The sequence below is a fragment of the Streptomyces griseoflavus genome (assembly GCF_014649995.1).
Taxonomy (GTDB): domain Bacteria; phylum Actinomycetota; class Actinomycetes; order Streptomycetales; family Streptomycetaceae; genus Streptomyces; species Streptomyces griseoflavus.
Genome location: NZ_BMUC01000001.1, coordinates 921,276 through 945,223 on the forward strand (window position 1 = coordinate 921,276; position 23,948 = coordinate 945,223).

At 72.7% G+C, this 23,948-nt stretch carries 25 protein-coding genes and 1 riboswitch; of the genes, 14 read left to right on the forward strand and 11 right to left on the reverse strand.

Annotation, left to right across the window (positions count from 1 at the left end):
- Positions 1-74: 74 nt before the first annotated feature.
- Positions 75-1,871, reverse strand: a complete 1,797-nt coding sequence (locus tag IE172_RS04025; RefSeq protein WP_190095635.1) for an AMP-dependent synthetase/ligase — start codon at positions 1,869-1,871, stop codon at positions 75-77.
- Positions 1,872-2,169: 298 nt separating this feature from the next.
- Between IE172_RS04025 and IE172_RS04030 the strand changes: the two genes are divergently transcribed.
- The 6 genes from IE172_RS04030 (at position 2,170) to IE172_RS04055 (ending at position 7,461) form a co-directional block, all read left to right on the forward strand.
- The gene (locus IE172_RS04030; RefSeq protein WP_190095636.1) at positions 2,170-2,967 is read left to right on the forward strand and encodes a metallophosphoesterase family protein; all 798 of its coding nucleotides are present in this window, start codon (positions 2,170-2,172) and stop codon (positions 2,965-2,967) included.
- A 139-nt stretch (positions 2,968-3,106) separates the two neighbouring features.
- Positions 3,107-3,550 carry an SRPBCC family protein gene (locus IE172_RS04035; RefSeq protein ID WP_190095637.1) on the forward strand — a complete coding sequence of 148 codons (444 nt, stop codon included), beginning with the start codon at positions 3,107-3,109 and terminating at the stop codon, positions 3,548-3,550.
- Positions 3,551-3,633: 83 nt separating this feature from the next.
- Positions 3,634-4,806: an ArsA family ATPase gene (locus IE172_RS04040; RefSeq protein WP_190095638.1), complete on the forward strand. Its 1,173-nt coding sequence runs from the start codon at positions 3,634-3,636 to the stop codon at positions 4,804-4,806.
- Positions 4,807-4,864: 58 nt separating this feature from the next.
- Positions 4,865-5,389 (forward strand): DUF5304 domain-containing protein, encoded by a 525-nt coding sequence (locus IE172_RS04045; protein ID WP_190095639.1) that lies wholly within the window; start codon positions 4,865-4,867, stop codon positions 5,387-5,389.
- 126 nt (positions 5,390-5,515) lie between these two features.
- The gene (locus tag IE172_RS04050) at positions 5,516-6,469 is read left to right on the forward strand and encodes an ROK family glucokinase (RefSeq protein ID WP_190095640.1); all 954 of its coding nucleotides are present in this window, start codon (positions 5,516-5,518) and stop codon (positions 6,467-6,469) included.
- A 236-nt stretch (positions 6,470-6,705) separates the two neighbouring features.
- Positions 6,706-7,461: an endonuclease/exonuclease/phosphatase family protein gene (locus IE172_RS04055; protein WP_190095641.1), complete on the forward strand. Its 756-nt coding sequence runs from the start codon at positions 6,706-6,708 to the stop codon at positions 7,459-7,461.
- A gap of 13 nt (positions 7,462-7,474) precedes the next feature.
- Here IE172_RS04055 and IE172_RS04060 read toward each other — a convergent pair whose 3' ends face one another.
- On the reverse strand, positions 7,475-8,065 hold the full coding sequence (locus IE172_RS04060) for a hypothetical protein (RefSeq protein ID WP_190095642.1): 591 nt from the start codon (positions 8,063-8,065) through the stop codon (positions 7,475-7,477).
- Entirely contained in the window at positions 8,058-8,855 is a 798-nt protein-coding gene (locus IE172_RS04065; protein ID WP_190095643.1) for an alpha/beta hydrolase, read from the reverse strand. The genes IE172_RS04060 and IE172_RS04065 overlap by 8 nt, the downstream gene beginning before the upstream one ends.
- A 255-nt stretch (positions 8,856-9,110) precedes the next feature.
- On the opposite strand from IE172_RS04065, the gene IE172_RS04070 reads away from it, so the two are divergent.
- The 4 genes from IE172_RS04070 (at position 9,111) to IE172_RS04085 (ending at position 12,991) form a co-directional block, all read left to right on the forward strand.
- Positions 9,111-9,914: a lysophospholipid acyltransferase family protein gene (locus IE172_RS04070; protein ID WP_190095644.1), complete on the forward strand. Its 804-nt coding sequence runs from the start codon at positions 9,111-9,113 to the stop codon at positions 9,912-9,914.
- Positions 9,915-9,940: 26 nt separating this feature from the next.
- Positions 9,941-11,200: a MacS family sensor histidine kinase gene (macS, locus tag IE172_RS04075; protein ID WP_190095645.1), complete on the forward strand. Its 1,260-nt coding sequence runs from the start codon at positions 9,941-9,943 to the stop codon at positions 11,198-11,200.
- A complete protein-coding gene (locus IE172_RS04080; RefSeq protein WP_190095646.1) occupies positions 11,197-11,889 on the forward strand; it encodes a response regulator in 693 nt (230 codons plus the stop codon). The genes macS and IE172_RS04080 overlap by 4 nt, the downstream gene beginning before the upstream one ends.
- 106 nt (positions 11,890-11,995) lie before the next feature.
- A complete protein-coding gene (locus IE172_RS04085) occupies positions 11,996-12,991 on the forward strand; it encodes a 2-hydroxyacid dehydrogenase (RefSeq protein WP_190095647.1) in 996 nt (331 codons plus the stop codon).
- Here IE172_RS04085 and IE172_RS04090 read toward each other — a convergent pair.
- Together IE172_RS04090 and IE172_RS35325 are read right to left on the reverse strand one after the other, a co-directional pair.
- Positions 12,943-14,847: an anthranilate synthase family protein gene (locus IE172_RS04090; RefSeq protein ID WP_190096006.1), complete on the reverse strand. Its 1,905-nt coding sequence runs from the start codon at positions 14,845-14,847 to the stop codon at positions 12,943-12,945. The two genes, IE172_RS04085 and IE172_RS04090, sit on opposite strands and share 49 nt — an antisense overlap.
- Before the next feature lie 123 nt (positions 14,848-14,970).
- Positions 14,971-15,027, reverse strand: coding sequence for a trp operon leader peptide (locus IE172_RS35325; RefSeq protein ID WP_189556047.1), 57 nt, complete (start codon positions 15,025-15,027; stop codon positions 14,971-14,973).
- A 96-nt stretch (positions 15,028-15,123) separates the two neighbouring features.
- Between IE172_RS35325 and IE172_RS04100 the strand changes: the two genes are divergently transcribed.
- Complete coding sequence (locus IE172_RS04100) at positions 15,124-16,476, forward strand: class II 3-deoxy-7-phosphoheptulonate synthase (RefSeq protein WP_190095648.1); 1,353 nt, start codon at positions 15,124-15,126, stop codon at positions 16,474-16,476.
- A 163-nt stretch (positions 16,477-16,639) separates the two neighbouring features.
- The gene (locus tag IE172_RS04105) at positions 16,640-16,867 is read left to right on the forward strand and encodes a (2Fe-2S)-binding protein (protein WP_190095649.1); all 228 of its coding nucleotides are present in this window, start codon (positions 16,640-16,642) and stop codon (positions 16,865-16,867) included.
- A 16-nt stretch (positions 16,868-16,883) separates the two neighbouring features.
- Here the strand turns inward: IE172_RS04105 and bfr are convergent, their stop codons facing one another.
- A complete protein-coding gene (gene bfr / locus IE172_RS04110) occupies positions 16,884-17,402 on the reverse strand; it encodes a bacterioferritin (RefSeq protein ID WP_190095650.1) in 519 nt (172 codons plus the stop codon).
- Between the two features lie 182 nt (positions 17,403-17,584).
- Here bfr and IE172_RS04115 point away from each other — a divergent pair, with 182 nt between their 5' ends.
- The gene (locus tag IE172_RS04115; RefSeq protein ID WP_190095651.1) at positions 17,585-18,232 is read left to right on the forward strand and encodes a sulfite oxidase-like oxidoreductase; all 648 of its coding nucleotides are present in this window, start codon (positions 17,585-17,587) and stop codon (positions 18,230-18,232) included.
- 13 nt (positions 18,233-18,245) lie between these two features.
- On the opposite strand, the gene IE172_RS04120 is transcribed toward IE172_RS04115, so the two are convergent.
- From IE172_RS04120 to thiO, 5 genes are all read right to left on the reverse strand, one after another.
- Positions 18,246-19,124: a deoxyribonuclease IV gene (locus IE172_RS04120; RefSeq protein ID WP_190095652.1), complete on the reverse strand. Its 879-nt coding sequence runs from the start codon at positions 19,122-19,124 to the stop codon at positions 18,246-18,248.
- Between the two features lie 48 nt (positions 19,125-19,172).
- On the reverse strand, positions 19,173-21,101 hold the full coding sequence (gene pknB / locus IE172_RS04125; protein WP_190095653.1) for a Stk1 family PASTA domain-containing Ser/Thr kinase: 1,929 nt from the start codon (positions 21,099-21,101) through the stop codon (positions 19,173-19,175).
- A 163-nt stretch (positions 21,102-21,264) separates the two neighbouring features.
- Positions 21,265-22,059, reverse strand: a complete 795-nt coding sequence (locus IE172_RS04130; RefSeq protein ID WP_190095654.1) for a thiazole synthase — start codon at positions 22,057-22,059, stop codon at positions 21,265-21,267.
- Positions 22,060-22,061: 2 nt separating this feature from the next.
- Positions 22,062-22,262, reverse strand: coding sequence for a sulfur carrier protein ThiS (thiS, locus tag IE172_RS04135; RefSeq protein WP_190095655.1), 201 nt, complete (start codon positions 22,260-22,262; stop codon positions 22,062-22,064).
- Entirely contained in the window at positions 22,259-23,425 is a 1,167-nt protein-coding gene (thiO, locus tag IE172_RS04140; RefSeq protein ID WP_190095656.1) for a glycine oxidase ThiO, read from the reverse strand. The genes thiS and thiO overlap by 4 nt, the downstream gene beginning before the upstream one ends.
- Positions 23,423-23,534: riboswitch (TPP riboswitch) on the reverse strand. It overlaps the preceding gene by 3 nt.
- Before the next feature lie 50 nt (positions 23,535-23,584).
- On the opposite strand from thiO, the gene IE172_RS04145 reads away from it, so the two are divergent.
- Positions 23,585-23,947, forward strand: a complete 363-nt coding sequence (locus tag IE172_RS04145) for an avidin-fold protein (protein WP_190095657.1) — start codon at positions 23,585-23,587, stop codon at positions 23,945-23,947.
- Position 23,948 lies beyond the last annotated feature (1 nt).

The following is a 23,948-nucleotide window of genomic DNA, read 5'->3' on the forward strand; positions in this document are numbered from 1 at the left end:
CGGGGAACCGCGCGACCAGCCACATACGGCCCGCACCCGCGAACGGCGCCCGGGCGGCACCCCGGACCGCGCCCCTACTTGGCGTAGATGGCCTCGATCTCGTGCGCGTAGTCCTTGGCGACGACGTTCCGCTTCAGCTTCAGCGACGGGGTCAAGTGCCCCGACTCCTCGGTGAACTGCGCCGGCAGCACCCGGAACTTCCGCACCGACTCCGCCTTGGACACCGCGGAGTTCCCGTCGTCGATCGCCGTCTGGATCGCGGCCAGCAGGTCCGTGTCCTCGCTCAGCGACGCCGCGGTCGAGCCCGCCGGCTTGCCGTGCTCGGCGCACCAACGGCCCAGGAACTCCTCGTCGATGGTGACCAGCGCGCCCACGAACGGCCGCCCGTCGCCGACCACCATGCACTCCGCGACCAGCGCGTGCGCCCGGATCCGGTCCTCGATGACCGCCGGGGCGACGTTCTTGCCGCCCGCCGTCACCAGTATCTCCTTCTTCCGGCCGGTGATCCGCAGATAGCCGTCCTCGTCGAGGGTGCCGATGTCGCCGGTGTGGAACCAGCCGTCGGCCAGCGCCTCGGCGGTGGCGGCCGGGTTGTTCCAGTACTCCTTGAACAGGTGCTCGCCGTGCAGCAGCACCTCACCGTCGTCCGCTATCCGGACGACCGACCCGGGCAGCGGCTGCCCGACCGTGCCGATCTTCTGCCGGTCCCAGGGGTTGAACGCGGTGGCCGCGCAGGACTCGGTCAGCCCGTAACCCTCCAGCACGCTGAAGCCGATACCGCGGAAGAAGTGGCCGAGCCGCTCGCCCAGCGGGGCGCCGCCGGAGATGGCGTACTCGCCGCGCCCGCCCAGCACCGCGCGCAGCTTGCCGTAGACCAGCCGGTCGAACACCTTGTGCTTGATCCTCAGGCCGACCGACGGACCGGACGGCGTGTCCAGCGCCCGGCTGTAGGCGATGGCGGTGTCCGCGGCCTTGTCGAAGATCTTGCCCTTGCCGTCGGCCTGGGCCTTGGCCCGCGCCGAGTTGTAGACCTTCTCGAAGACCCGCGGTACACCGAGGATCAGCGTCGGCCGGAACGAGGCGAGCTCGTCGGTGAGGTTCTTGATGTCCGGCACGAGGCCCAGCTTGATCGGCGCCACCATCGGCGCGATCTGCACCATGCGCCCGAAGACGTGCGCCAGCGGCAGGAACAGCAGCACCGAGCACTCGCCGGTGCGGAACAGCGGCCGCAGCCGCTCCACGATGTTGCCGCACTCGGCGAAGAAGCTGCGGTGGGTCAGCACACAGCCCTTGGGGCGGCCGGTGGTGCCGGAGGTGTAGACGATGGTCGCCGGGTCGTCGGCCTTCGCGACCGAGCTGCGCTCCTCGACCGTCTCGTCGGTGACGTCCCGCCCGAGCTTGTTCAGCTCGTCCAGGCCGCCGGCCTCGATCTGCCACAGGTGCTCCAGCGCGGGCAGCCGGTCGCGTACGGACTCCACGGTCGCCGCGTGGGCGTCGAGCTCCACGACACAGGCGGTGGCGCCGGAGTCGCTGAGGATCCACGCCACCTGCTCCGGCGAGCTGGTCTCGTACACCGGCACGGTGATCGCGCCCGCGCTCCAGATCGCGAAGTCCAGCAGCGTCCACTCGTAGCGGGTGCGGGACATCAGGGCGACCCGGTCGCCGGGCCGCACACCGGCGGCGATCATGCCTTTGGCGGCCGCCCGCACCTCGGCGAGGAAGGTGGTGGACGTCACGTCCTGCCACGTCCCTCCCACCTTGCGGGCGATGACGGCGACGTCGGGATGCTGCGCGGCGTTTCGGCGGACGATGTCGGCCAGATTGCCGTCCGCGGGGACCTCGTACAAAGCCGGAAGGCTGAACTCGCGCAAGACTGCTGCTCCTCTTAGGGCGCCGGCGCCACGACGTTGTGCGATGCGACGGTGCGGTCCAAGGCTCGGGCGGGTGCTCGCGAATTCACAAGTTGAAATCCCGAGCACGACTGGACTGCCCGGACGTTACCCGTCGGTATGGCCTCTGGGACAGGGGGTCCCCGCCAGATGTTCGCTGCGTCACACAGGTTGGTGTTCCATTGCGCACAGTAGTCCACCCCCGGACCGGCGAGCCAGTAACCGCAGGTAGGCCCGCCATTGTTCACGCGCGCGCGGCACGCGTCTACGCTTGATCGCCATGGCATCCACACCCGACGGGAACCGGCGCAATCGCGTCCACGTGGTCAGCGACGTGCACGGCAACGCCCGCGACCTCGCCCGGGCCGGCGACGGCGCCGACGCCCTCGTCTGCCTGGGCGATCTGGTGCTCTTCCTCGACTACGCCGACCACTCGCGCGGCATCTTCCCCGACCTGTTCGGCGCCGTGAACGCCGACCGGATCGTGGAACTGCGCACCGCCCGCCGCTTCGAGGAGGCGCGCGAGTTCCAGCGGAGGCTGTGGGCCGGCATCGGCACCGACCGGGCCGCGGCGATCGAGACGGCGGTGCGCAAGCAGTACGCCGAACTCTTCTCCGCCTTCCCCACGCCCACGTACGCCACGTACGGCAATGTCGACATGCCGCCCCTGTGGCCGGAGTACGCCGGGCCCGGCACGACCGTCCTGGACGGCCAGCGGGTGGAGATCGGCGGCTGGACCTTCGGCTTCGTCGGCGGCGGGCTGCGCACCCCCATGCGCACGCCCTACGAGATCGACGACGAGGAGTACGCGGCGAAGATCGAGGCCGTCGGCGAGGTCGACGTGCTGTGCACGCACATCCCGCCGGAGGTGCCGGAGCTGGTCTACGACACCGTCGCCCGCCGCTTCGAACGCGGCAGCCGCGCCCTGCTGGACGCCATCCGCCGCACCCGCCCCCGCTACTCCCTCTTCGGGCACGTGCACCAGCCGCTGGTACGGCGCATGCGGATCGGCGCCACCGAATGCGTCAACGTGGGCCACTTCGCGAGCACCGGACGGCCCTGGGCGCTCGAGTGGTGAGACCGGAAGGGCACGGATGTCCCAGGTCGGATGAGTTCCGGCGGTCCGGCGCACGGTAGCCTTCCGCTGCACGCGCGTGCGCCGGGCGTCCGGCGCACGGCATGACGACTACCGGCCCGCATCTGGAGGAGCCACGGCGATGGCGGAACACACCAGCTCGAGCATCACGATCGAGGCGGCACCGGCCGACGTCATGGGGGTGATCGCCGACTTCGACCGCTATCCCGACTGGACCGGTGAGGTGAAGGAGGCGGAGGTCCTCAAGACCGACGAGCAGGGCCGCGCCGAGCAGGTGCGTCTCGTCATGGACGCGGGCGCCATCAAGGACGACCAGACCCTGGCGTACACCTGGACCGGCGGACACGAGGTCTCCTGGACCCTGGTGAAGTCCCAGATGCTCCGCTCCCTCGACGGCTCCTACGTCCTCGCCCCGGCCGGCCCCGGCACCACCGAGGTCACCTACCGGCTGACCGTCGACGTCAAGATCCCCATGCTCGGCATGATCAAGCGCAAGGCCGAGAAGGTCATCATCGACCGCGCCCTGGCGGGCCTGAAGAAGCGCGTGGAATCCGGCTCCCGGTAGACCGGCCCGCCCCGGGGCGGACACCCGGCCGGCGCCGGTGACCGCAACCCGTCCCCGCCCGGCGTCGGTTAGCGTTCACCCCCATGCGCACCCTCCTGATCACGGGCCCCGGCGGCAGCGGCCGCACCACCACCGCTGCCGCCACCGCGCTCACGGCGGCCCGCGAGGGCACCCGCACCCTCCTGCTCGGCACCGACCGCACGGACACCCTCGGCGCGGTGCTCGGCACCCCCGTCGCGGCCGCGCCCACCCAGATCGCCCCCGGCCTCACCGCCCGCCGCGTCGACCCCGACACCGGCTTCCGCGAAGACCTCGCCGCCCTCCAGGACCGTGCCGCCTCCGCCCTCGACCTCCTCGGCGCCTCCCGCCTGGAACCCGAGGAGACCGGCCCCCTCCCCGGCGCGGAGGAACTCGCCGTGCTGCGCGCCCTGCGCGACGCCGCACTCCAGGACGACGCGTACGACCTGCTGGTCGTCGACCTCCCGCCCGCCCCCCGCGCCCTCGCCCTCCTCGCCCTTCCCGAGGAACTCCGCCGCCACCTGCGCCGCCTCCTCCCGCCCGAACGCCAGGCCGCCCGCGCGCTGCGCCCCGTGCTCGGCCGCCTCGCCGGCGTGCCGATGCCCGCGGAGTGGCTGTACGAGACGGCGGCCCGCCTGGACCTCCAGCTCGCCGCCGTCGAGACCCTCCTCGCCGGCCGCGACACCGCCGTGCGGCTGGTCGCCGAACCGGGCCCCGCGGGCGCCGACGCCGTCCGCACCGCCGGCCTCGGCCTCGCCCTGCGCGGCCTGCGCACCGACGCGCTGATCGCCACCCGCGTCCTGCCGGAGAGCGACGCCGACAGCTGGCTCGCCGGACCCGTCGCCCAGCAGCGCAAGACCCTGGACGCGTGGCGCGAGACGCACGACGTCCACCGGGTCGCCCACCTGGGACGCGACCCGCGCGGCGGCGACGACCTCGCCGCGCTCGCCGTGCCCGGTGCCGGGACGGGCCGCAGCGCCCCCGACTGGCCGGTCACCGACCGGCTCGCCGACGACGGCGTCCTCGTCTGGCACCTCCCCCTCCCGGGCGCCCGCCGGGACGAACTCGACCTGATACGGCGCGGCGACGAACTCGTCGTCACCGCGGGACCGTTCCGCCGCACCGTCCCGCTGCCCTCCGCGCTGCGCCGCTGCACCGTGGACGGCGCCGCCCTGCGCGAGGACGAGCTGCGCGTCCGGTTCCGGCCGGATCCGGGGCTGTGGCCGCGCACCCGCTGAAGCGACCGCGGCCGTTCGGGTACCGTCGATAAGGCCACCCGCAGTCAAGGAGTCCGTCATGAGCGAACAGCTCCCCCCGTTCGACGACGCCGGGGACGAGAGCGTCGACACGCCGGCGGACGACGTACGGACGGCCCCCGCCGCGTCCCACGCCGACGCCTGGGCGACCGCGGCCGCCGAGGACCTGGAGGCGGAGAAGGCCCGCCGCCGCGCTCAGTACGGACCGCCCCCCGGCTCGGCCGCCGAGGAACTGAAGAAGCTCGTCGACGCCGTCGCCGACAAGCTCTCCGGCCTGCAGTCGCCCCTCCTCGGAGCGGTCGCCGGACCCGCCGCCCAGCAGGTCGTCCGCCAGGTCGTCGAGCAGGCGAAGGCCGCCGTCGAACCCGTCATCGAACGCAACCCGGACGTCTTCGACCACCTCGCCGCCGCCGGCAGCGAACTCCTCGCCGCCTACCGCTCCGCCGTGCAGGACCAGGAGCGCCGCTGGACGGCCCCCGACCCCCGCCCCCGCGACACCGGGGAGCACCGTGACCGGGGCGACGACCCGGGCACCGGGGCCGGCGAGCACATCGACCTGGACTGACCCCACGGTCCCGGCGGAACACCCATGGTGCCCGCCGCGTCGCCCACCGTACGGACGCCGGGACTTCCCGGGCAGAGCCTCGGGTACCGTTGGCGGTAGCGGGGCTCGACCGGAACTGAGGGATTCATGGGACTCACCATCGGCGTCGATATCGGCGGCACCAAGATCGCGGCGGGAGTGGTCGACGAGGAGGGCAACATCCTCTCGATCCACAAGGTGCCGACCCCGGGCACGCCCGAGGAGATCGTGGACGCCATCGCCTCCGCGGTGGAAGGAGCGCGCACCGGACACGACATCGTCGGCGTGGGCATCGGTGCGGCCGGATACGTCAACCGCCAGCGCTCCGAGGTCTACTTCGCCCCCAACATCCACTGGCGCAACGAGCCGCTCAAGGAGAAGGTCGAGGCCCGTGCGGGCCTCCCGGTCGTCGTGGAGAACGACGCCAACGCCGCCGCCTGGGGCGAGTACAAGTTCGGCGCGGGCAAGGGCCACCGCAACGTCATCTGCATCACGCTCGGCACCGGCCTCGGCGGCGGCGTGATCATCGGCAACAAGCTGCGCCGCGGCCACTTCGGCGTGGCCGCCGAGTTCGGCCACATCCGCATGGTGCCGGACGGCCTCCTGTGCGGCTGCGGCTCGCAGGGCTGCTGGGAGCAGTACGCCTCCGGCCGCGCCCTCGTCCGCTACGCCAAGCAGCGCGCCAACGCCACCCCCGAGAACGCGGAGACGCTGCTCTCCCTCGGCGACGGCACCCCCGAGGGCATCGAGGGCAAGCACGTCTCCATGGCCGCCCGCCAGGGCGACCGGGTGGCCGTCGACTCCTACCGCGAGCTGGCCCGCTGGGTCGGCGCCGGCCTGGCCGACCTGGCCTCCCTCTTCGACCCCTCCGCGTTCATCGTCGGCGGCGGCCTCTCCGACGAGGGCGAACTGGTCCTCGGCCCGATCCGCAAGTCCTACAAGCGCTGGCTGGTCGGCGGCAACTGGCGCCCGGTCGCCGAGGTCCTCGGCGCCCAGCTCGGCAACAAGGCCGGCCTCGTCGGCGCGGCCGACCTGGCCCGCGAACCCGACCCCATCATGTGACCTCCGCTCACCCACCCGTCCGCGCCCGCCTGTTCCCTCCGGGGACGGCGGGCGCAGCCGTCGCCGCGCCACCGCTTCGCTCCGCCGGCACAAGGAGGCGCGGGGATCCGGGCTCCGAGCCGTACGGCGGGCGGGCCCACGGTTCGGGGGTGGCCCGCTCCGGTTGACGAGGCTTTCCCGGGCGGATGGAGCACTGGCCCGGGTCGGTGTGTGACGGTCGGCGTATGTTGATCCCCATGGCGACGACTCCGCTGCTGCCCGACTCCCGGACCGAGTCCGACGGTTCGGCCGTCGTGCGGGTGCTGAGCTACAACATCCGGTCGATGCGGGACGACGTCCGGGCGCTCGCCCGGGTGATCGGTGCGTGTGCGCCCGATCTGGTGCTGCTTCAGGAGGCGCCGCGGTTCTTCCGGTGGCGGAAGAAGCTCGCCCGGCTGGCGTCGGAGTCCCACCTGGTGATGCTCTCCGGGGGTGCCACCGCCGCCGGGCCCGCGCTGCTGTGCTCGCTGCGGGCCACCGTCGAGCGGACCGAGGACGTGCTGCTGCCGCTCACCCCGGGGCAGCACCGGCGCGGGTTCGCCACCGCCGTCGTACGGTTCGGCGGGGCGCGGGTCGGGGTGCTGAGCTGTCATCTGTCCCTGGACCGGAACGAGCGGTACGCGCAGGGCGGCATGCTGCTCGACCGGCTCGCCGGGATGGGTGTGCAGCACGTGGTGGCGGGCGGGGACCTGAACGAGGGGCCGGACGGGCGCACCTTCCGGCGGCTCGGGGAGTCCCTGACCGACTGCTGGGCCGCCGCGCCCCGGGGCGGCGAGCACACCTGGGTCCGGAACGAACCCCACCGGCGGATCGACGCCCTCTTCGTCAGCGAGGGCGTCGACGTGCTGGGGTGCGGGGTGCCGCACGGGCAGCCCGGGGTGAGCGAGCGGGACCTGGCCGCGGCCACCGACCACCTTCCGGTGCTGGCCGCGCTCCGGGTCCCGGCCTCCTAGCCGAAGCGGGCGGTCAGACCACCGCGCCGCGACCGGGGTCGTCCTCGTCGTCCTCGTCCGTGCGCATCCGCATCACCAGCGTGGCGAAGCCGCCGAGGAAGCCGCCGATGCACAGGGTGGTGAGCCACCAGGTCATCTCCCAGCCGAGGAGCACCGCGAGCAGCAGGAGCAGCGGACCGCCCAGCACACCGAGCCAGGCGAACCGGGAGGTCACGTCGGTCTCCGGCAGCGGTGGCGGCTCCGGCGGGACGAAGTGGCCCTCGTCGCTCTCGTCGAGGTCCTCCTCCGCGGGTTCGGCCACGCTGTAGTCGCGCGGGCCACCGCCGCCGACGCCGGGGGCGAAGGAGACGGAGCCGCCCAGCGGCTTGGCCGGCTTGTCCTCCGCCTTCCGGGGCGGCGCCTTGGTCCCGGCGCCGTCCTCGTCGTTGGTCTCCGCCTCCAGCAGCGCCAGATCCTCGACGGACTTGAACGGCTTGGCGCCCGGCGGGTCCGGCGGCTCCTCGCCGTAACCGGCGACGATCGCCTCCCACGCGGCGGTCTCGTCGAAGGGGACGCCCTTCTCCTCCGGCTCGCGGCCCTCACGGTCCGCGTCGTGTTCAGCCACCTGTGGTCGTCCCTTCCTTGCCGAGACCGGGCTCCTGGACCGCGCCGGGCGCCAGTCGGCCGATGAACGCGGCGCTCTCCTCGAAGATCAGCTCCGCGTCATGGTCCAACGTCGCCACGTGGTAGCTCTGTTCCAGCAGGACCTCCGTCACGTCCGCCGAGGACACCCGGCCGAGGATCCGCGCCGAGTCCGCGGGCGGCACGACATGGTCCTGGGGGCTGCGCATCAGCAGCAGCGGCTGGGTGACCCCGGGCAGCTCGCCGTCGACGAGCCGGAAGAAGTTCCGCAGCGAGTGCGCCGCGTGCAGCGGCACCTTCTCGTACCCGAGCTCCCTGGTCAGCGGCTTGGCGATGTCGCTCGCGATGCCCTTCGTCGCCGGGACGAGGTGACGCAGCACCGGAAGGGCGTGCGCGGCCACCCCGTGCACCTTGTTCGCCGGGTTGACGACCATCACTCCGCCGACCGCGTCGCCGTGCCGCGCCGCCAGCCGCAGCGCGAGCGCGCCGCCCATCGACAGCCCGGCCACGAACACCCGCTCGGAACGGTCCCGCAGCAGCCGCAGCTCGCGGTCCACCTGGGCGTACCAGTCCTGCCAGCCGGTGACCCCGAGATCCTGCCAGCGGGTGCCGTGCCCGGGCAGCAGCGGCAGCGAGACGGTGAGGCCGCGCGCGGCGAGATACTCCGCCCAGGGGCGCAGCGACTGCGGCGAACCGGTGAAGCCGTGGCAGAGGAGAACGGCGGTCTCCCCGCCCTCGTGGCGGAACGGCTCGGCGCCGGGCAGGAGCGACACCTGCGGCCTCCTGTTCGATGGGTCGATGAGTCGATGAGTCGATGAGTCGGTGGGTCGACGGATCGACGGGTCGATCCGTGTCGGTGGGAAGCGCCGGCGCGTCACGACGGCCGGACACGGGCGGCACACGGATTGCAGGACCTTCACCGTACGCGACCGCACTGACACCGACCAGGGCCGTCGGGCCCTTCGACGGCTCTCCGGGATATGGTCTGACCAACACGCACGGGAGGCACTCGGTTGTTGTACGGCACGATGAAGGTCGCCATCGGAGGGCCGCTGAAGCTCGCCTTCAGGCCCTGGGTGGAGGGCCTGGAGAACATCCCCGCCGAGGGCCCCGCCGTCCTGGCCAGCAATCACCTGTCGTTCTCGGACTCCTTCTTCCTCCCGGCCGTGCTCGACCGCAAGGTCACCTTCATCGCCAAGGCCGAGTACTTCACCACCCCGGGCGTGAAGGGCTGGATGACGGCCGCCTTCTTCAAGGGCGTGGGACAGCTCCCCGTGGACCGCTCCGGGGCGCGCGGTGCCGGTGAGGCCGCGATCAAGAGCGGCATAGAGGTGCTGGAGCGCGGTGAGCTGTTCGGGATCTACCCCGAGGGCACCCGCTCGCCCGACGGCCGCCTCTACCGCGGCAAGCCGGGCGGTCTCGCCCGCGTGGCGCTGGCCACCGGGGCGCCCGTGATCCCGGTCGCCATGATCGACACGGAGAAGATCCAGCCCCCCGGGCAGGTCATGCCCAAGCTGATGCGGCCCGGCATCCGGATCGGCCGGCCCCTCGACTTCAGCCGCTACCAGGGCATGGAGCACGACCGGTTCGTCCTGCGCGCGGTGACCGACGAGGTCATGTACGAGATCATGAAGCTCTCCGGCCAGGAGTACGTCGACATGTACGCCACCGCCATGAAGCGGCAGCTCACGGAGGCGGCCAAGGCCGAGAAGGAAGCGGAGAAGGCGGCGAAGGCCGCCCTCGCCCGCGCCGAGAAGGAACAGGCCGAGAAGCTGAGGGCCGCGATGGAGCAGTCCGACCGGGAGCGGACCGAGAGAGGCTCCGGCCCCTGAGCGGGCCGGACGGGGGCATGGGGGACATGGCCAAGCGCGAGACAGTCGTACGCATGTCGGTCGAGCAGCCGCTGTGGCGCGCCCTGGCCGGCTACCGGGTCCTCACCATGCTGTACGCGGTCGGGCTGTTCGCCGCCGCCCACGAGGAGTTCACCCGCCCCTGGCTCGCCGTCGGCTTCTTCGCCGTGCTCGCGGTGTGGACCCTCGCCACCCTGCCCAAGGTCGCGAGCGCCGCCGCCTGCACCAAGCGCTTCCTCGCCGCCGACCTGACCCTCGCGCTCACCGGCATCCTGCTCACCCCCGTCGCCGACGCGGCCGAGCGCGTCCACGCGGGCGGCCCGACCCTGCCGTCGATCTGGACCGCGGGATCGGTCCTCGCCTTCGCCGTCAAGGGCGGCTGGCGCTGGGCGGCCCTCGCCTCCACCCTCGTCGCCGTCGCCAACCTGATCGAACGCGGCGGCCCCGCCCGCGACACCGTCCACAACGTGATCCTGGTCTGGGTCGCCTCCATCGCCATCGGCTACGTCGTCGAGGTGGCCCGCGCCTCCGAGCGCACCCTCGCCCGCGCCCTGGAGATCGAGGCGGCGACCCGCGAACGCGAGCGGCTCGCGCGGGACATCCACGACAGCGTGCTCCAGGTGCTGGCGATGGTGCAGCGGCGCGGCGCCGTGATCGGCGGCGAGGCCGCGGAGCTCGGCCGGATGGCCGGCGAGCAGGAGGTGGCCCTGCGCACCCTGGTCTCCGGCGGCCTCGTCCCCGTCTCCCGTGTCTCGAAGGACACCGCCCGGGGCGCCGTCGTACGGGCCGTGGACCGGGACGAGGAGGCCGCCGCGGACGACGGCCCGGTCGACCTGCGCTCCCTGCTCGCCCCCTACGCCGGAGCCCTGGTCAGTCTCGCGGAGCCCGGAGCGCCGGTGCCGCTCGCGCCGGCCGCCGCCCGGGAGGTGGCCGCCGCCGTCGGAGCCGCCCTGGACAACGTGCGCAGGCACGCCGGGGAGCGGGCGCGCGCGTGGATCCTCGTCGAGGACGAACCGGACGAGGTGATCGTCACCGTCCGCGACGAAGGACCCGGCATTCCCGAGGGACGGCTCGCCCAGGCCGAGGGGGAGGGACGCCTCGGCGTGGCCCTGTCCATCCGCGGCCGGCTGCGCGACCTCGGCGGCAGCGCCGAGCTGATCTCGGTACCGGGCCAGGGCACGGAGGTCGAACTGAAGGTGCCCAAGGACGCCGGGGAGAAGGGGACGAAGAACGTGGACGACCCGCGGGGGAAGGCGGAGCAGCGATGACGAAGACCACCGGCGAGCCGGCCGGTCCGATCAGGGTCATGGTGGTCGACGACCACCCCATGTGGCGCGACGCCGTCGCCCGCGACCTGTCCGAGTCCGGATTCGAGGTCGTCGCCACCGCCGGCGACGGCGACCAGGCGGTCCGCCGGGCCAAGGCCGCCACACCCGACGTCCTCGTCCTGGACCTGAACCTGCCCGGCAAGCCCGGCGTCCAGGTCTGCAAGGAGGTCGTCGCCGCGAACCCCGCCGTCCGCGTCCTGGTGCTGTCGGCCAGCGGCGAGCACGCCGACGTCCTGGAGGCGGTGAAGTCCGGCGCCACCGGCTACCTGCTGAAGTCGGCCTCCACCGGGGAACTCCAGGACGCCGTGCGCCGGACCGCCGCCGGCGACCCCGTGTTCACCCCGGGTCTGGCCGGACTCGTCCTCGGCGAGTACCGCCGCCTCGCCTCCGAACCGGCCGGCGCCGCGCCCGCCGACGGGGAGGGCAAGGCCCCCCGGCTGACCGACCGGGAGACCGAGGTGCTGCGCCTGGTCGCCAAGGGCCTCAGCTACAAGCAGATCGCCGAACGGCTCGTCATCTCCCACCGCACCGTGCAGAACCACGTGCAGAACACCCTCGGCAAGCTCCAGCTGCACAACCGCGTGGAGCTCGTCCGCTACGCCATCGAGCGCGGCCTCGACGACGAGTAGACGGCCCCGCACAGGTTCGTCCCCGCCCGTCCCCGCCCGGACGGGCGAGCGGCGCCCGTATATTCGCCGGTACGGCAACACCCCGCACGACATCCGGAGGGAACCCGTGGAGATCCTGGCGTTCGGTGTGCAGGCGGACGAGAAGCCCCTGATCGAAAGGGCCTTCGAGGGCCACCACCCGGTGCGCGGACTGGACGTCTTCCTCAACGCGGACACCGCCCCCATCGCGGCGGGCCACGAGATCATCTCCACCAGCGTCAACTGCGACCTCGGCGCCGAGGTGCTCTCCGACCTCGCGGCCGGCGGCACCCGGATGGTCGCCCAGCGCTCCACCGGCTTCAACAACGTCGACCTGGAGGTCGCCGAACGCCTCGGCCTCACGGTCGCCCGGGTCTCGTACTACTCGCCGTACTCGGTCGCCGAGTTCGCCTGGACCCTCGCCATGGCCGTCAACCGCCGGGTCGTCCGCGCCTCCATCCGCACCCGCGACTTCGACTTCCGGCTCGACGGCCTGATGGGCCGCGACCTGCACGGCCGCACCGCCGGGATCCTCGGCACGGGGAAGATCGGCGAGGCGTTCGCCCGCATCGCCCACGGCTTCGGCATGCGGCTGCTCGGCTGGGACGTCGCCGAGAACCCCGCCTGCCGGGACCTCGGCATGACGTACGTCCCCAAGGAGCAGCTCCTCGCCGAGTCCGACCTGATCAGCCTGCACGTCCCGCTGCTCCCCGCGACCCAGCACCTCATCGACGCCGACGCCCTGAAGGCGATGCGGGACGACGTGATCCTGGTGAACTCCAGCCGTGGCGGTCTCATCGACACCGCGGCCCTCGTCGCCGAACTGCGCGCGGGCCGCTTCACCGGCGTCGGCCTCGACGTGTACGAGGCGGAGGCGGGACTGTTCTTCCTCGACAAGTCCCTCGAGGCCGTCGACGACGACACCCTCGCCCGCCTCGTCACCTTCCCCAACGTGCTGATGACCTCCCACCAGGCGTACTACACCGAGGACGCCGTCGGACAGATCGTCGAGACCACCGTGGACAACGTCCTCGACTACACCGCGGGCCGCCGCTCCGAGAACGTGCTGGTGCCCCGCAGCTGACCCATCAGCTCCCGCACCACCGTCGCGCCGTTCAGCGTCAGCACCGACTCGGGGTGGAACTGCAGCGACGCGAAGCCCGCGCCCCGCAGCGCGTGCACCTCACCGCCCGCCGTGCGGCTCACCTCGACGCCGTGCGCGGCCAGCTCCCGGGCGGTGTCGTCGTCGCAGTGCGCCACGAAGCTGTTGTAGAAGCCGACCGTCTCCGTCCGCCCGAACAGGTCGATCTCCGTCTGGGCCCCCTGGTAGGGGACGTCCTTGCGGACGATCTCCAGGCCCAGCTCGGCCGCGATCAGCTCGTGGCCGAGGCAGACGCCGAGGACGCCGTGGCGGTTGTCCCGGACGACGTCGGCGGTCAGCGCGCGCAGGAAGCGCATCTTCGCGTCGGCCGAGTCGGACGGGTCGCCCGGACCGGGGCCCAGCACCACCGGGCCCTCGTGCGCCCGCACCGCCTCCCGCAGCCCCGGCTCGTCGTACCGGCGCACGGTCACCTCCAGACCGGTGGCGCGCAGCACGTGGGCGAGCATCGCCGTGAAGGTGTCCTCGCCGTCGACGACCAGGGCGTGCCCGGAGAGTTCCGCCGACCGCTCCTGCATCCGCAGCCAGAACGGCGCCAGCCGGGACCGGCGCCCGTCCAGCGCCGCCCGCACCCGCGGATCGCCGGCCAGCCGCGGCCGTGCCGCCTCCTCGCGCGGACGTCCCGGACGCACCCCCAGGGCCGCCAGCACCCCGGCCGCCTTGGCGTGGGTCTCCGCCACCTCGCCCGCCGGGTCCGAGCCGCGCACCAGCGTGGCCCCGACCGGCACCCGAAGCCGCCCGGCCGCGTCGATGTCGGCGGTCCGGATGAGGATGGGGGAGTCCAGCGTCTGGGCGGCGACGGAACCCTCCGCCCCGCCGCTCCCCGGGTCCCGGCCGATCAGCGCCAGCGCCCCCGCGTAGTAGCGGCGTCCGCCGACCTCGTGCCGTTCGATCACCCGGCAGGCGTTCTGCACCGGCGACCCGGTGACGGTCGCCGCGAACATGGTCTGCCGCAGCACCTCGCGCACGTCCAGCGAGGACCGGCCGCGCAGCTCGTACTCGGTGTGCGCGAGGTGCGCCATCTCCTTCAGCCGGGGGCCGACCACCACCCCGCCCATGTCGCCGACGGTGCACATCATCTTGAGTTCCTCGTCGACGACCATCGACAGCTCCTCGATCTCCTTGCCGTCGGCGAGGAAGTCGAGCAGGTGCTCGGGGGTGGGCCCTTCGGCGGGGTAGCGGTAGGTGCCGCTGATCGGGTTCATCACGACCGTCCCGCCGGACGCCCTGACATGCACCTCCGGGCTGGCCCCGACCAGCGTCCGGTCCCCGGTGTGGACGACGAACGTCCAGTACGCGCCCCGCTCGCCCTCCAGGAGGCGCCGGAACAGTGCCAGCGCGTCGGACCGCCCGAACCCGGGGATCTCACCCTCGTACGTCCGGCGGATCACGAAGTTGGCGCCCTCGCCCCCTCCGATCTCCTCGTCGAGGACCCGGCCGACGATCCGCGCGTACTCCTCGTCGCCGACGTCGAAGCCGCCGCCCTCGACACGGACCTCATGGGCGGGGAGCCGGCGGAGGGCCTCGGCGAGGGGAATGTCGTGGCGCTCCTCGGGGGTCAGCACCAGCAGCGGCGTGCCGTCGTCGCGCACGTCGAAGCCGCGCTCGCGGATCTGCCGGAAGGGGACCAGCGCCAGGCCCTCGTCGGGGAGGTCGGCCAGGTGCTCGCGGGTGCTCACCGGGCCGATCAGCAGCTCGACCACCCCGTGGTCGTGACCGGGGGTGCGGCGGCGCAGCAGGGCGAAGGGGCGGTCGTCGTGGAGAAGCTGTGCCAGGTCCATGGGGGACGTTCCTCGTTTCGTCTCGGTCATGAGCGGAACCGTCATGAGCGTCGGAGGAACGACCCGGAAAACACCGAAGGCCGCCCCTCGGGCGGCCTTCGCGCAGTCTGTGCGTACGCGCAGTCAGTGGGCCGCCGGGAGAGCGGTCCACCACCAGTTACGGGTCGAGTGCGCGAACATGGCCCCGACCCTAGCGCATTCCCGGGCCGTGCGGCCCCTGTCTCATTTGCTGGGCGTCAGGCTGGACGACCGATCCGACCCCGTAATGTGGGTTCCGTGACCGTGAACGCTAAGACCAGCCCGAGCGCTGGCAACACCTGGCGAGACCTGCCCGCGGCGCAGCAGCCCGAGTACCCCGACACCGAGGCTCTGCGCGCAGTGATCGCGGACCTCGAGTCGTATCCGCCGCTCGTCTTCGCGGGCGAGTGCGACCAGCTGCGCGCCCGGATGGCGTCCGTCGCCAGGGGAGAGGCGTTCCTCCTCCAGGGCGGCGACTGCGCCGAGGCCTTCGACGCCGTGTCCGCCGACCACATCCGCAACAAGCTCAAGACGCTCCTGCAGATGGGCGCCGTGCTCACCTACGCCGGCTCCGTGCCCGTGGTGAAGGTCGGGCGGATCGCCGGCCAGTACTCCAAGCCGCGCTCCAAGCCGACCGAGACCCGCGACGGCGTGACGCTGCCCACCTACCGGGGCGACTCGGTCAACGGGTTCGACTTCACCGAAGAGGCCCGGATCCCGGACCCCGAGCGGCTGAAGCGCATGTACCACGCGTCGGCCTCCACGCTGAACCTGGTGCGCGCCTTCACCACCGGCGGTTACGCCGACCTGCGCCAGGTGCACGCCTGGAACCAGGACTTCGTGAAGTCGTCCCCGTCCGGCCAGCGCTACGAGCAGCTCGCCCGCGAGATCGACCAGGCGCTGAACTTCATGCAGGCGTGCGGCGCGGAGCCGGAGGAGTTCAAGACCGTCGAGTTCTTCTCCTCGCACGAGGCGCTGCTGCTCGACTACGAGTCCGCGCTGACCCGGGTGGACTCCCGCACCGGGCAGCTGTACGACGTCTCCGGGCACATGGTGTGGATCGGCGAGCGCACCCGGCAGCTGGACCACGCGCACATCGAGTTCGCCTCGAGGATCCGCAACCCGATCGGCATCAAGCTCGGTCCGAGCACGACGGCCGAGGAGGCGCTGCAGTACATCGAGCGTCTCGACCCCGAGCGCGAGCCCGGCCGGCTCACCTTCATCGTGCGGATGGGCGCGGACAAGATCCGCGACAAGCTGCCCGAGCTGGTCGAGAAGGTCACCGCGTCCGGTGCCACCGTGGCCTGGGTGACCGACCCGATGCACGGCAACACCTTCGAGGCGGCCTCCGGCCACAAGACCCGTCGCTTCGACGACGTGCTCGACGAGGTGAAGGGCTTCTTCGAGGTCCACAAGGAGCTCGGCACCCACCCGGGCGGCATCCACGTGGAACTGACGGGTGACGACGTCACCGAGTGCGTGGGCGGCGGCGACGAGATCTTCGTCGACGATCTGCACCAGCGCTACGAGACGGCCTGTGACCCCCGGCTCAACCGCAGCCAGTCCCTGGACCTGGCGTTCCTCGTCGCGGAGATGTACCGCGACCAGTAGCGGGACCCGCCGGTGACCCGGCGGGAAGGGGTGGGGCGCGCATCACATGCGAGGGCGCCCCACCCCTCTTCTGTGCCCCGGAGGCGGCAGGTAAGGTTAGGTTAGCCTCACCGATCAGGGGTCGGTTCGGCTCGACCCAGTACTCCGTCGGGAGGTGACCCGCGTGTTCGTCTGCAGCTGCTTCGGCGTGACCGAGGAACAGGTGAGGGGCCACGCGGCGGCCGGAGCGTGCACGCCCCGGCAGATCGCCTCCGTCTGCAAGGCCGGCACCGACTGCGGCGGCTGCGTGCGGCGCATCCAGGCGCTGCTCGGCCGCGGCTCCTGCCCGCGCCGGCAGCTGATCGACCAGGGCGGGCAGCCGCTCACCACGGAGCTTCCGGAAGCCGCTTAGGGCCCGTCCCCGGCAGTCAGTGCGTCGAGAAGCCGCCCGTTCCCGGGCCGGACGCGTCGGGCTGGGACTGCTCGATGACCGTGGACAGGTAGAGCGACTCGCCCAGCTTCTCGATGAGCTCCAGCTGGGTGTCCAGGTAGTCGATGTGGTGCTCCTCGTCGGCCAGGATCGCCTCGAAGATGTTGGCCGACGTGATGTCGTTCTTGTTGCGCATGACCTCCACCCCGCGGCGCAGCCGGTCGATCGCCTCGAGTTCGACCTCCCGGTCGGCCTGGAACATCTCGGTGACGGTCTGCCCCACCCGGACGTGGAACAGCCGCTGGTAGTTCGGCAGGCCGTCGAGCAGCAGGATGCGGTCGGTGAGCACCTCCGCGTGCCGCATCTCGTCGAAGGACTCGGCACGCGTGTACTGGGCCAGCTTCGTCCAGCCCTTGTGGTCCTGCAGCTTCGAGTGCAGGAAGTACTGGTTGATCGCCGTGAGCTCGGCGGTCAGCTGCTCGTTCAGGAATTCGATGACCTCGGGGTCGCCCTGCATCGCATGGGCTCCTTCCGCGCGGGAACTGGCAGGTTGGGGCGCATGATTGCACCGGCGCGGACAATCGTCCAGTAAGTGATGACTTAGTAAGTACGTACATACTCAGTCCGTTTCACGCCCGATTGCCCGAACCTGCCGGGCCCGGTTCAGGGGCATCGCCCCCGGTCTGTCAGGATGGAGACATGGGTCAGCCGGCGGAACGCGAATCGGGGGAGCGCGCAGCAGAAGGAGCGGCACATCCCGAGCTCCCGCCGGGGCAGCGGCTGCAGAAGGGCTGGCCGGTCACCCACTACGGGCCGGTCCCCAAGTTCCGGCCCGAGCGCTGGGATTTCCGGATCTTCGGCGCGACCGCCGACGGTGAGAAGCACTGCTGGAACCACGAGGAGTTCACCGCACTGCCGTACGCCACCGTCGTGGCCGACCTGCACTGCGTCACCAAGTTCAGCATGGTCGGCGCCGAGTGGGGCGGGATCCCGGCGCGCACCGTCGTCGACATCGCCCCGCCCGCGCCCGACGTCACCCATGTGATGGTGTGGGCGGAGTACGGCTTCAGCTCCAACCTGCGGCTCGAGGACTTCACGTCCGCGCGGTCCCTCTTCGCCACCCACAAGGACGGCGAACTGCTGACCGCCGAGCACGGCTTCCCGCTGCGGCTGATCGTCCCCCATCTGTACGCCTGGAAGGGACCCAAATGGGTCCGCGGCGTGGAGTACATGACCGCCGACCGCCGGGGCTTCTGGGAGGAGCGCGGCTACCACAACGTCGGCGATCCGTGGCGGGAACAGCGCTACTCCTACCAGGAGGAGCCCGGGGAGGGCCCCGAACTCTGACCCGCCGCCCCGCTCAGGCGTCCCGGAGCTTCTTCAGCCGCTCCACGTCCGCGGCGTGCCCCTCCTTGCCGCCGGGCGTCTCGATGACCAGCGGCACGCCCTCGGTCGCCGGGTGCGTCATCAGCGCCCGGAACGGATCCTCGCCGATGTGTCCCTCCCCGATGTTGGCGTGCCGGTCCTTGTGGGCGCCGGCCACGTCCATCGAGTCGTTGGCGTGGATCAGCTTCAGCCGCCCCTCGCCGACCGTGTCCACCAGCAGATCCAGCGTCCGGTGCATGCCGTCCGGCCCGGTCAGGTCGTGTCCGGCCGCGAAGACGTGGCAGGTGTCCAGGCAGACGCCGAGCTTCGGATGGGCGTCCAGCGCCTCGAAGTACGGTCCGAAGTCCCAGGTGCGCGAGCACAGGGAGGCGCCCTGGCCGGCGGTGGACTCCAGCAGCAGGAACGGATCGTCGTCGTGGGTGAGCTCGTCGAGCAGCGGCAGCATGTGCTCCCGCACCTGCCTCAGCGCCACCGCCCGCTCCCGGCCGCCGGTCGCGCTGCCCGTGTGCACGACCACGCCGAGCGCGCCGATCGCCCGCGCCCGCCGCAGGGAGTGCCGCAGCGACTCCACCGACCGTTCCACGGTCGCCTCGGTGTGGGAACCGAAGTTGATCAGGTACGGGGCGTGCACGTACGCCGGGATCGACTCGGCGGCGCAGGCGGCGCGGAACGCCTCGTCCTGCCGGGGGTTCCCGGCCGGGGTGGCCCAGCCGCGCGGATTGGCGACGAAGACCTGCACGGTCTCGGCGCGCAGGTCACGGGCGTAGGACAGGCCGACGGAATGCAGGCCGCCGGCCACGGGGACGTGGCCGCCGATCGGGTTGCGGGCAGGGCCGGACGGGTGACTCTTCACCCGTCAAGGGTGACACGAGCGGACGGGCCGCCCGCCCGGCCCCTCCCGTCAGCGGATCTCGATGGTGATCGTCGAACCCTTGGGCGCGGTGTCGCCGCCGTCCACGGACTGGCCCTTGACGGTGTCGCCGAACAGGCCGAGCAGCCCGCGGTCCTCCTTCACCCGGAAACCGGCGCCCTCCAGCCGCTCCCTGGCGTCACCCACGCTGTCACCGACCACGTCCGGCACCTCGACCATCTCGGGGCCCTTGGACAGCGTCAGCGTCACCGTGTCGCCCTCGGCGGCCTGCCGGCCGGGGGCAGGGCTCTGCCGGGCCACCTCGCCCGCGTCGTGCTCGGAGTTGACCCGCTCCTCGGCGATCTTCACCTTCAGGCCGGCCTCCTCCAGCTCGGCGCGCGCGTCCGCCACGTCGTCACCGGCCACGTCGGGCACGTCCACCGGGCGGCCCCTGCTCACCGTCAGCGCCACCGCGGAGTCCGCGCGGACCTTGGTGCCCTTGCCCGGCTCCGTGCCGATCACCGAGCCGGCGGCCACGGTCTCGCTGAACTCCTCGGTCGTCATGCCGGGCTTCAGGCCCTCGTCCTCCAGCAGCGAGCGCGCCTTGTCGAGCGGATAGCCGTCGAGGTCGGGCACCCGCACGGTCCGCGGGCCCTTGGAGACGGTCAGCGACACCGAGTCGTTGCCGCGGATGCGGGCACCGGCCTTCGGGTCGGTGGCGATCACCTTGCCCCGCTCCACCGTGTCGCTGTACGCCTCCTCCACCCCGCCGACGTCCAGCCCGGCGTCCGCCAGCCGGTCCCGGGCCTCCTGCTCGGTCTTGGTCAGCAGCGGAGGGACCTTGGTGAACTGGCCCGAGTTGATGTACCAGACGCCCGCGCCGAGGCCGAGGGCCAGCAGCACGGCCACCACGATCGCCATCGGGCCGCGCGGCAGCGCCGTCCGGCGCCGGGGCGGCAGCGGCGGCGGGGACTGGAGCCGGCTGGTGTGCCGCACCGGGTCCTCGTCGCCGTCGACGGGCAGCGGGCGCGGCAGGGCGGGCGCGCGCGGGATGACGCTCGTACGGTCGTTGGTGTTGTCGTGGGGGTCGTGCTCCGAGCCCAGCGCCTGCGGCGGCACCGCGTCGAGCTGCGCGTCGTCGAGCCGGCCGCGCGCCTCGCGGGTCCGGGCGAGCAGCGCCACCGCGTCGTACGGACGCGCCTCGGGGTTGCGGGCGGTCGCGGTCGCGACCAGCTCGTCCAGCTCGTAGGCCATGCCGGCCACGGCGGACGACGGCGGCGGCACGTCGTCGTGCAGGTGCTTGTAGAGCACGATCGCGGGGGAGTCGCCGTCGTGCGGCTTCTCGCCGGTCAGCATCTCGTACAGCAGGATGCCGCAGGCGTAGACGTCCACCCGGGGGTCGGCGACGCCGGCGTCGATCTGCTCCGGGGCCAGGTAGGAGACCGTGCCCAGCACGGTGCCGGTGGTGTTCGTCACCGAGTCCACCGCGCGGACCAGCCCGAAGTCGGCGACCTTGACCCGGCCGTCGTCCCCTATCAGCACGTTCTCCGGCTTCATGTCCCGGTGTACGAACCCGGCCCGGTGCGCGGCACCGAGCGCGGCCAGCACCGGCTCCAGGATGTCCAGCGCGGCCCGCGGCTGGAGCGCCCCGCGCTCGCGCAGCACGTCGCGCAGGGTGCAGCCGGCGATGTACTCCATCGCCAGGTAGACGTACGCCCCCTCGGCGCCCTGGTCGAAGACCTGCACCACGTTCGGGTGGGCCAGCCGGGCGACGGACTTGGCCTCGCGGATGAACCGCTCGACGAAGGAGGCGTCGGCGGCGAGCGAGGGGTGCATCACCTTGAGCGCGAGGATGCGGTCGAGGCGGGTGTCCATGGCCCGGTAGACCGTGGCCATCCCGCCGACCGCGATCCGCGCGTCGACGCGGTAGCGGCCGTCGAGCACCTGCCCGACCAGAGGGTCCTGAAGGGTCGTGTCCACGCAGCGAGTCTACGAGGCCCCGCCGACACCCCCGTCCGCTCCGTCCCCGTTGCAGCGGACCTGTGACGTGCACCGCCCGCCCGTGCGGAGCCGCGGGCGGGGGAGGCGCCCGGCGGATCCCGGCGAGCGGAGCCCGCCCCCGCCCGGCACCGGCGGGCGGCACCTAGAAGGCGGGCCGCTCCGGATCCAGTACGGCCATGCCCTCCGCGGGGGAGGACGCCGTGGCGAACCACCGCCGGGGGATCCGCCCGGCGCGCCGCGCCAGCCGCCCCGCCTCCACCGCCCCCCGCATCGCACCGGCCATCAGCACGGGCTCCTGCGCCCGCGTCACCGCCGACGCCAGCATCACCGCCGCGCATCCCAGCTCCATCGCCAGGGCCGCGTCGGACGCGGTGCCCGCCCCCGCGTCGAGGATCACCGGCACCCCCGCCCGTTCCACGATCAGCTCGAAGTTGTGCGGATTGCGGATCCCCAGCCCCGACCCGATCGGCGACCCCAGCGGCATCACCGCCGCGCACCCCACGTCCTCCAGCTTCCGCGCCAGCACCGGATCGTCGTTCGTGTACGGCAGCACCGTGAACCCGTCGTCCACCAGCGTCTCCGCCGCGTCCAGCAGCTCCACCGGGTCCGGCAGCAGCGTCCGCTCGTCGGCGATGACCTCCAGTTTGACCAGGTCCGTGCCGAGCGCCTCCCGCGCGAGCCGCGCGGTCAGCACGGCCTCCCCGGCGGTGAAGCACCCCGCCGTGTTGGGCAGCACCCGGATGCCCAGCCTCTCCAGCACCGACAGCACGGACCCGTGCACCGAGGCGTCCACCCGCCGCATCGCGACGGTCGTCAGCTCCGTCCCGGACGCCACCAGCGCCCGCTCCAGCACGTCCAGGCTCGGCGCCCCTCCCGTACCCATGATCAGACGGGACGTGAAGGACACACCGCCGAGGACGAACGGATCGTCGGCCATGGTCAGCCTCCTTGGACGGCGGTGAGGACCTCCACCCGGTCCCCCTCCGCGAGGGGGGTGGAGGGCCACTGGGCGCGCGGGACGACGGTTTCGTTGAGGGCGGCGGCCACCCCGGAGGGCGCCGCGGTGAGGGACCTCACGACGAGGTCGAGAGCCGTACCGGGGGTGAACTCCCGGGGCTCCCCGTTGACGGAGATGTTCATGCGGGCTGCTCCGTGAGGACGGCGGCACCGAAGCGCCGGGGGGTGAACGGGCGTGCCTCCGGGGGCAGTTCACCGGTGGTCAGGACGTCCGCCAGGGCGTCGCCGGTGACCGGCGTCAGCAGGACGCCGTTGCGGTAGTGGCCGGTGGCCAGCAGCAGCCCCTCGAGCTCGGTCGGGCCGAGCAGCGGCGCGTTGTCGGGGGAGCCGGGACGCAGTCCGGCCCGGGTCTCGGTCAGCGCCAGTTCGGTGATGCCGGGGACCAGCTCGTGGGCGTCGCGCAGCAGCTCGTACACGCCGCCCGCGGTCACGGTGGTGTCCCAGCCCATCTCCTCGCTGGTCGCGCCGATCACCAGTTCGCCGCTCTCGCGCGGCACCAGGTAGACATGGCTGCCGCGCACCACGGCGCGCACGGTCCGGCTGAGGAAGGTGCCGGGGCGCTCCGGCATCGTCAGCCGCACCACCTGCCCCTTCACGGGCCGCACGGGCGGCAGCACGTGCGGTGGGACGCCCGCGAGACGCCCGCTGAGGCTGCCCGCGGCGAGCACCACCTGCCCGGCGGCCAGCCCGGTGCCGTCGGAGGTGACGACGCCCGTCGCGCGTCCGCCCGTGACGACGAGCCGTTCGGCCCGGGCGCGGTGCACGCTGACGCCGGACCGCTCGCACGCGCTCACCAGGGCGGCCGCCAGCCGCCGCGGGTCGATCTGGTGGTCGCCGTCCACCCGCAGCCCGCCGCGCACCCCGGGCGCGAGCATCGGCTCCAGGCGCCGGCACTCCCGTCCGGACAGCCACTGCGCCTCCAGGCCCGACCGCTGTTGCAGGGCGTGCAGTTCGCGCAGGTGGGCGCGGTCGTCGGCGTCCAGGGCCACGGCGAGCGTGCCGCAGCGGCGGTAGCCGAGGCCGTGGCCGGTGAGTTCGGTGAGCTCGGCGGCGAAGTCGGGGTAGCGCCGGGCCGAGGCGAGGTTCAGACCGAGCAGGGTCTCCTCGCCGTAGTGCAGTTCGGTGACCGCGGCGAGCATCCCGGCGGCCACCCGGGCGGCGCCGCCGCCCGGCTCGGGGTCCACCACGGCCGTGGCGAGCCCGCGCTGCGCGGCCCGCCAGGCGGTGACCAGTCCGATGATCCCGCCCCCGACGACGAGGACGTCCGGGGTGCTCGTGGGCGACATGGGTGTCCTGCCCCTCCCTTCGCCGGCATGACCCGGATCAGGTTCGTACGGTCGGAGGCCGTCAGCCTCCCTCTCAGCCCGGTGCGTCCGGGCTCCCGCGAGTGTTCTACGTTGGCCACCCTAGCCCTCAAAACCGCGCGCTCGTAAGGGAGCCCCCACATGGCCCGATCCCTCGACGGACTCGTCCTCGCCCCGGTCGCCGACCAGGCCCCCGGCCAGGTCGGCACCCGCACCCGTTTCCACTACCACGAGCGGGACGGTGAGATCTGGGCCGCGTACGCGGGCGGCGACGTGGTACGCGGGCACCTGGTGGGCACCCGTGCGGGGGACCGGCTCGACTTCCGGTACGTGCAGCTCAAGCAGGACGGCACGACGTCCTCGGGGCACTGCGTCTCCACCGTCGTCGACCTGCCCGACGGGCGGGTGCGGCTGGAGGAGGACTGGCGGTGGGAGTCGCAGGCCGGCAGCGGGACGAGCGTCGTGGAGCAGATCGACGGATCTGATGCCCTGCCAGGTGTCTAAG